At 41.5% G+C, this 7,242-nt stretch carries 7 protein-coding genes; 5 read left to right on the top strand and 2 right to left on the bottom strand.

The features are described 5' to 3' along the window. The coding region (locus tag LC605_RS09050) for an ABC transporter substrate-binding protein (protein ID WP_229547226.1) at window positions 1–1,030 on the bottom strand (1,030 nt) is incomplete at its 3' end. A 467-nt stretch (window positions 1,031–1,497) separates the two neighbouring features. Here LC605_RS09050 and LC605_RS09045 point away from each other — a divergent pair. Next, entirely contained in the window at window positions 1,498–1,716 is a 219-nt protein-coding gene (locus LC605_RS09045) for a helix-turn-helix domain-containing protein (protein ID WP_229547225.1), read from the top strand. Between the two features lie 76 nt (window positions 1,717–1,792). Here the strand turns inward: LC605_RS09045 and LC605_RS09040 are convergent, their stop codons facing one another. Continuing rightward, complete coding sequence (locus tag LC605_RS09040; RefSeq protein ID WP_229547224.1) at window positions 1,793–2,710, bottom strand: DNA adenine methylase; 918 nt, start codon at window positions 2,708–2,710, stop codon at window positions 1,793–1,795. Between the two features lie 467 nt (window positions 2,711–3,177). Between LC605_RS09040 and LC605_RS09035 the strand changes: the two genes are divergently transcribed. The 4 genes from LC605_RS09035 (at window position 3,178) to LC605_RS09020 (ending at window position 7,153) form a co-directional block, all read left to right on the top strand. Beyond that, window positions 3,178–3,504 carry a hypothetical protein gene (locus LC605_RS09035; RefSeq protein ID WP_229547223.1) on the top strand — a complete coding sequence of 109 codons (327 nt, stop codon included), beginning with the start codon at window positions 3,178–3,180 and terminating at the stop codon, window positions 3,502–3,504. Window positions 3,505–4,040: 536 nt separating this feature from the next. Then, entirely contained in the window at window positions 4,041–5,570 is a 1,530-nt protein-coding gene (psbB, locus tag LC605_RS09030) for a photosystem II chlorophyll-binding protein CP47 (RefSeq protein ID WP_229547222.1), read from the top strand. A gap of 112 nt (window positions 5,571–5,682) precedes the next feature. Continuing rightward, a complete protein-coding gene (locus LC605_RS09025; RefSeq protein ID WP_012409025.1) occupies window positions 5,683–5,790 on the top strand; it encodes a photosystem II reaction center protein T in 108 nt (35 codons plus the stop codon). A 295-nt stretch (window positions 5,791–6,085) separates the two neighbouring features. Then, entirely contained in the window at window positions 6,086–7,153 is a 1,068-nt protein-coding gene (locus LC605_RS09020) for a 30S ribosomal protein S1 (RefSeq protein ID WP_229547221.1), read from the top strand. The last annotated feature ends 89 nt before the right edge of the window (window positions 7,154–7,242 follow it).

The raw sequence follows: 7,242 nt of genomic DNA, 5'->3' as shown, positions 1-7,242 counted from the left end.
TAGGAATCATGCTATAAAGCGGATCTGCTTGACCAAGTAATACTCGCTCGTTGATCAGGGGACGGTCAATTATTGATGCGATCGCTTGTCTTACCTCTAATTTATCTAAAGGCTTTTGATTCCGGTTTAATACCAGATAACTAACTACGCTACCTTCAGCTGCGATCGCTTGCCAATCCCCTTTTTTACCACCTTCTTCCAAACTCCGATTTTGATCTGGCTGTAGCGACAAATAAGCTACATCGATTGCGCCTGTACGGAAAGCATTAAACAAATTAACCGGACTAGTTTGAATTTGCAGGTTAACACCCTGGTTAACTGGTTTTTCCCCCCAATACTTATCAAACACATCAAATCGGATGGAATCAGTACCATACTGTCCTAATTTGTAAGGGCCAGTTCCCACAAAAATATTCGGCTTGAATTTACCAGCACCAAGTTCGTAAGCTTTTGGTGAAACTGCACACACCCCAGGAAACGCCAGCAGTGAGGGAAATGCTGCAAAGGGCTTTTTCAGCTTAATTGTTAACTCATAAGCACTTGTTGTTTTTACCGAATCTACAATATCACCCAGCAAGAACGAGGGTTTTCCTTTATTTTCAATAAAGCGCTGGATGGTAAAGGCCATTGCTTGAGCATTGAAGGGAGTCCCATCGTGAAAAACAACTCCCTGACGTAAGGGAATAGTATAAGTTAAGCCGTCTTGACTGACTTTAGGTAATGCTGTGGCGAGTTGGGGTTTAATTTCCGTGCTTCCTGGTTCGTAGGTGTAGAGGCGATCGCTCATATTAAACACCAAACCCAAAGATGCTAACTCATAAGCATCAGCCGGATCAAGGGTTCTTGGTTTCGCTGTTGTACCGATAGTAATACGACCATCACCTGTAGGGCTATTTACAGAACCCGATGGCGGCGTAGTTTGCTGGGGACGAGGAGCGCAACTAACAACTAAAAATAAACATAGACAGAACAAAGATAGGAATTGTGTAATCCGACCCCACCGTTTCACAAACAACGAAAACCAGGTCATACAATTAAATTTTATTTAATTAGCGGTCAGTGATTTTACTAGATATTCGCTAGTTTTATAGCATATTCTACAATTAATTACTAATTTATCCACTTTCGATACAGGGTTATGCTGCAATAATATAGATATATTTGGGATTATTAAATAATAATACTTAGAAAGCAATTGAATAAACCATATCGTGCAATGGTTGATTTTTAGATGCTAACTATAGTATGTAGAAAATTATTATGAATTAAGCATGGAACTATACCTAATTGTCTTAGTACAATATTTCATAAATTCGTAGCGAATTCTCTTTGCGTTCCTACCCTGCGGGAAGGCGAAGCGCCTATGCGCTTCCCTTTGCGCCCCTACCCTGCGGGAAGGCGAACGCGAGTGCGTCTCCAAGAGTTGCGCCTATGCGTTTAAATTTCAACCCTCAATTCACCACGATTTTATGCTGCATCTGTACTTAGCAAAATTCTATGAGAGCTGAGATACTTGATAAATTCGGAAAGCGAGTCAGAGATGAAAGATTGCAGAGAGGACTATCGCAAGAGGAATTAGCGGAAAAAGCAGAACTTCATCGGACATACATAGGAATGATTGAAAGAGGCGAGAAAAACATCACTCTTATCAATATTGGAAAAATAGCTAAGGCGCTGGGTATAGCTGTAGATCAATTATTAAAAGATATTAATTAAAAAATGCTTAAAGAACAAGAAGAAGAAAAATGGATAAATGATATTCGCAAGTATTGTAAGTCTTTAAATATATCAATTAGCGACTTATGGAAGATTGTAACTGATTTAAAAGTTGCTCCAATGATTCGGGGCAAGGCTTTTCATATTTTTGAAAATTAGAGTCAACAGAAGAGTAGTTTAATATAAAAATTTCTTTCCCCTTATATCGTTCGCCTTTAAAGTTATCTTGTTTACTTTTTCCATTTTTTTGATCGTCGGTTCTATTAATTGTATAATTCCATTCTTTGTCATGTATTTCCAATGCCCATTCATATAGGTTTCTAATTTCGTTGCTATTATCGTAAGTTATAAGAAATTTTATTCTATGCTGATGTCTGTTTAATATTTTGCATAGCCTGAAATGATCGTCTTTAGAAAATGAATGAACATAAAATTTATCTTGATCTGCATTGAAATAAGGAGGATCTATAAATAAGAAAGATCCATCAGGTACAGATTCAATAACTTCTTCAAAGTCGAGATTACTAATTTTAACGTTTTGAAGTTTCTCAGAAGTTCGCCGTATATTTCTAGGCCAATTCTCTGGACGCATACTGTATTTTTCACCATATCCCCAATAACAGTTCTGATGCTTCATGATCCCAGAGTAGGAGGTTCTGTTGAGGTAAAACCATCTACCAGCTTGTTCTAATTTATTTTGTGGTGTAAACTCATTTTTGTAATATGTATGTTTTTCTTTAGTAGCAGGTTCACCTTCTAAAAACTTTATTAATTCTTCGGGCTTATCTCTTATTATTAATAAGGTATTTATTAATAATTCATCAATATCATTGAGCCAATTAATATTTACTTTATCTTTGACAAAGAAGATAGAACCACCTCCAGCAAAAGGTTCAGCATAATAGGAGTGAGAAGGAATATGATTAAGAATCAAATTACGAGCATAAAATTTGCCGCCAGGATATCTAAATGGTGAGTTTATAGGTTTGTTCATAGTTACCTGAAGTATTCATAAAATTATGTTCGGCACTTGCTAAGTCTAGTATACATAAATATTTATTGCCAACTTTGCAAGAAAATAAAACTAGTAGTTTAAAATGAAATATAGTTCTGTTATTTCTAGTACTGCGTTACATGAGATAAATAAGTACTTTCCCTATTAATAAGTGGGCAATAATGGTTGAAAACTTGTTAAGTTAAAATATCATTATTTATACATTATTAGCAAATAATATACGATATCAGGGCTATTTCATTCTCCTCTAGCCCGCCTCAGAATGAATTCTGAGTCTAATAGCGAAAGTCGTCTAAAGACGACTGAGAAAAGGTTGTAGTCCGTTTTAACGGACTTTAGCTATGAGCCAGGAACTTCAGTTCCGGGTGGTTTATGTCTAGAATGAAATAGCCCTGTATACGATATGGTTAACAGCAGATTGAAAGTCTAATAGTGAGACTAAAAACGTGAAGTATTTCTTTCTATCTGAGGGATGGGCAGTTGCTAGAGTCTGGGCATCTGATGGACTCTGGCAAATAACCGCATGGCGACGCCAACCAGATATTCAGCGAATGAATATCTGTTTAGTCGAACAAAACGAATTGCTATGGCTTTATCGAGTTGAAGAAGCCGTTTTAACCGTGGAAGTAAAGCCAACAACACCAGTAATTGCCAGTGACACCATCGGTCAAGTAGTACTCAAGCGTCTGATGAGTGCCGAACAGGTAATCGAACGCCTGAGTACTGCTGAGGCGAAGTGTCAACTGCAAAATATCCACTTAGTGGTTCAGTAGATATAGTGGGACATTGAGCATTGGGCATAGGCCATAGAGAAAACACTTCCCCCGTCTCCCCCATCTCCCCCATCTCCCTCATCTCCCTCATCTCCCCCATCTCCCCCATCTCCCCCATCTCCACGAGACGCTGCGCGAACAATGCGTGAATTTTGAATTGATTTCTCCCCATTCCCCTCGTAAAGAAAAGATAAGCAAATTTAATCCTCGGCGGGTATTGGTAGCGAAAAAAGTTTGAGATGCTACGCGATCGCATCAATTTACACGCTTGCAAACAATTCCATCAATAGTTACACTTTTTAAAACATTCTCATTTTTGCTTGGCGATGGCTACCCTACAAGGTAAACCTCCCGAAGCGAGTAAGCATTGCCAAAGCACCTACGCTGTCTAGCTTATAACACTAGGCTGTGCTAGAACTCTGGCTGTGGCAATAACAAAAAACAAGAGAGAGTTTTCTGAGTGGCAATTTTCGTCTCTTGGAACCTCAGTAAGAAAATTGCTTTGTAAACTAACTCATCGAGGAGGAGCGTAGTCGATGGGACTACCCTGGTACCGAGTACATACAGTCGTTCTGAATGATCCAGGACGGCTGATTTCTGTACACCTGATGCACACAGCCTTAGTAGCAGGCTGGGCTGGTTCGATGGCACTCTACGAACTGGCTGTCTATGACCCTAGCGATCCGATTCTCAACCCGATGTGGCGTCAAGGAATGTTCGTCCTGCCGTTCATGTCACGTTTGGGCGTCACCCAATCTTGGGGTGGTTGGAACGTTACTGGTGGCCCAGCAAGTGATCCTGGCTTCTGGTCATTTGAAGGTGTTGCTGCGGCTCACATTGTTCTTTCCGGGTTACTGTTTTTAGCTGCCGTATGGCACTGGGTTTACTGGGATTTGGAACTGTTTAGAGATCCTCGCACTGGTGAACCCGCCTTAGATTTGCCAAAAATGTTTGGCATTCACCTGTTCTTATCTGGTCTACTTTGTTTTGGATTTGGTGCTTTTCACCTCACCGGACTATTTGGCCCGGGGATATGGGTTTCTGACCCCTATGGTATAACTGGCACTGTCCAGGCAGTAGCACCAGAATGGGGCCCAGATGGTTTTAACCCATATAATCCTGGTGGCATTGCGGCTCACCACATTGCTGCTGGTGTTGTTGGTATTATTGCAGGTTTATTCCACCTCACAGTTAGACCCCCTGAACGGCTTTATAAAGCCCTGCGGATGGGGAACATTGAAACAGTACTCTCTAGCAGTATTGCAGCAGTCTTTTTTGCTGCTTTCGTTGTTGCTGGTACTATGTGGTACGGTAACGCCGCCACACCCATCGAATTGTTTGGCCCTACCCGTTACCAATGGGATCAAGGCTACTTCCGTCAAGAAATTCAGCGCCGCGTCCAAACAAGCGTTGCCCAAGGTGCAACCCTTGATCAAGCTTGGTCGCAAATTCCCGAAAAACTGGCTTTCTATGATTACGTCGGTAATAGCCCCGCCAAAGGCGGTCTATTCCGTACAGGGCCAATGGTGAAGGGTGATGGCATTGCCCAATCTTGGCAAGGTCACGCTGTATTCAAAGATTCGGAAGGACGGGAATTGACCGTGCGTCGTCTCCCCAACTTCTTTGAAACCTTCCCAGTGATCTTGACTGATGCAGATGGAATTGTCCGCGCTGACATTCCCTTCCGTCGGGCAGAATCTAAGTATAGCTTTGAGCAATCTGGTGTCACCGTTAGTTTCTACGGTGGAAATCTGAATGGTAAGACCTTTACAGAGCCAGCTGATGTGAAGAAGTATGCCCGTAAGGCTCAAGGCGGTGAAATCTTTGAATTTGACCGAGAAACCTTGAACTCTGATGGTGTATTCCGCACCAGTCCTAGAGGTTGGTTTACCTTTGGACACGCCGTATTTGCTCTACTATTCTTCTTTGGTCATCTGTGGCATGGCGCTAGGACAATCTACCGAGACGTATTTGCTGGTGTTGATGCCGATCTAGAAGAGCAAGTTGAGTGGGGTCTGTTCCAGAAAGTGGGTGACAAGTCAACCCGCCGGAAGGAAGCCCTTTAATTTCAGTGCTGAGTTCTGAGTGGTGAGTTCGGTGTTAAGGCTTTGACTCAGCACTCAGGTGACTCAGCATTAAGAACTTTAATTACTGCCTGGATAAAGAGGAAATCGTAATATGGAAAGCGTTGCGTACATTTTGATTTTTACTCTGTGTATAGGTACTATCTTTTTTGCGATCGCATTTCGCGAACCTCCTCGCTTTGAGAAACCAAAAGATAAGTAGATCCTATTCCCACACCTTTAAACAGATTTAACAATAATATCCGTTGCTACTAAGCATGGTGGCAACGGATATTATTGTGTTTGTTTTTTGTTGATTTTAACTACTAAGTAAATGAGCAATCATTTTAAAATTATGATATAATTTCCAATCTTGAGAGTAGATATGTGTTAATACTAGCTTTTCTGCGCTAGGATGAAAAAGGGTGTTTTGTGTTAGATGCCAATAAAAGCGCTTGCATAGTACATCGCCCTTGTCGCACAACCTTTACGGAGACTAAAACCAGGAACAAATCAGCATGGTCAATCAGAATTTAACCGCTACAGAAATTGGATTCACTCACGAAGATTTCGCTGCTCTACTTGACAAATACGATTATCATTTTAGCCCTGGTGATGTTGTCCCAGGAACAGTTTTCAGTATAGAGCCGCGCGGCGCTCTGATTGACATTGGTGCTAAAACCGCAGCATATATACCCATACAAGAAATGTCTATTAACCGGGTTGATGCCCCGGAAGAAGTCTTACAGTCAAACGAAACACGGGAATTTTTCATCCTTACCGATGAAAACGAGGACGGTCAATTAACCCTTTCCATTCGCCGCATTGAATATATGCGGGCTTGGGAACGCGTCCGACAACTGCAAGCAGAAGATGCTACAGTACGTTCTGGCGTGTTTGCCACCAATCGCGGTGGAGCATTAGTAAGGATTGAGGGATTACGTGGCTTTATCCCAGGTTCTCACATCAGCACCCGCAAACCTAAAGAAGAATTAGTAGGCGAAGAACTGCCATTGAAATTTTTAGAGGTGGACGAAGAACGTAATCGCCTTGTTCTATCTCACCGTCGGGCCCTAGTTGAGCGTAAGATGAATCGCCTAGAAGTTGGCGAAGTAGTAATTGGTACTGTTCGTGGGATCAAGCCCTACGGTGCTTTCATCGACATTGGTGGCGTCAGTGGTCTACTGCATATTTCTGAGATTTCTCACGAACATATTGATACACCCCATAGTGTATTCAATGTCAATGATGAAGTGAAAGTTATGATCATTGACTTGGATGCAGAAAGGGGTCGGATTTCCCTATCTACCAAGCAGTTAGAACCAGAACCGGGCGACATGATTAAAAACCGGGATTTGGTCTACGATAAGGCAGAAGAAATGGCTGCTAAGTATCGTGAACAGCTTCTAGCCAAACAGCAAGGTGCTACTGCTGCGTCGGCTGCACCTGTGGAAGTTGTAGGAGAAGAAGATATTCCACCAGCAGCAGAATTTGAAGAAGATATTCCACCAGCAGCAGAATTTGAAGAAGATATTTCAGTAGCGACAGAAACTGAAGAGGAAATTCCAGCAGCTATTGAAGAATAAGAGATTTTTTATTTCTGTTTAAGTAAGAGTGTCAAATCATTTTAGAAAGAGGGAAAACCCTCTTTTTTTATGTGTAGAATTGGTAAAAC

Source organism: Nostoc sp. CHAB 5836, from assembly GCF_020829445.1.
Taxonomy (GTDB): domain Bacteria; phylum Cyanobacteriota; class Cyanobacteriia; order Cyanobacteriales; family Nostocaceae; genus Nostoc.
Note: the sequence above shows the minus strand (reverse complement) of the source record. Positions and strands in the feature narration are given on the sequence as shown.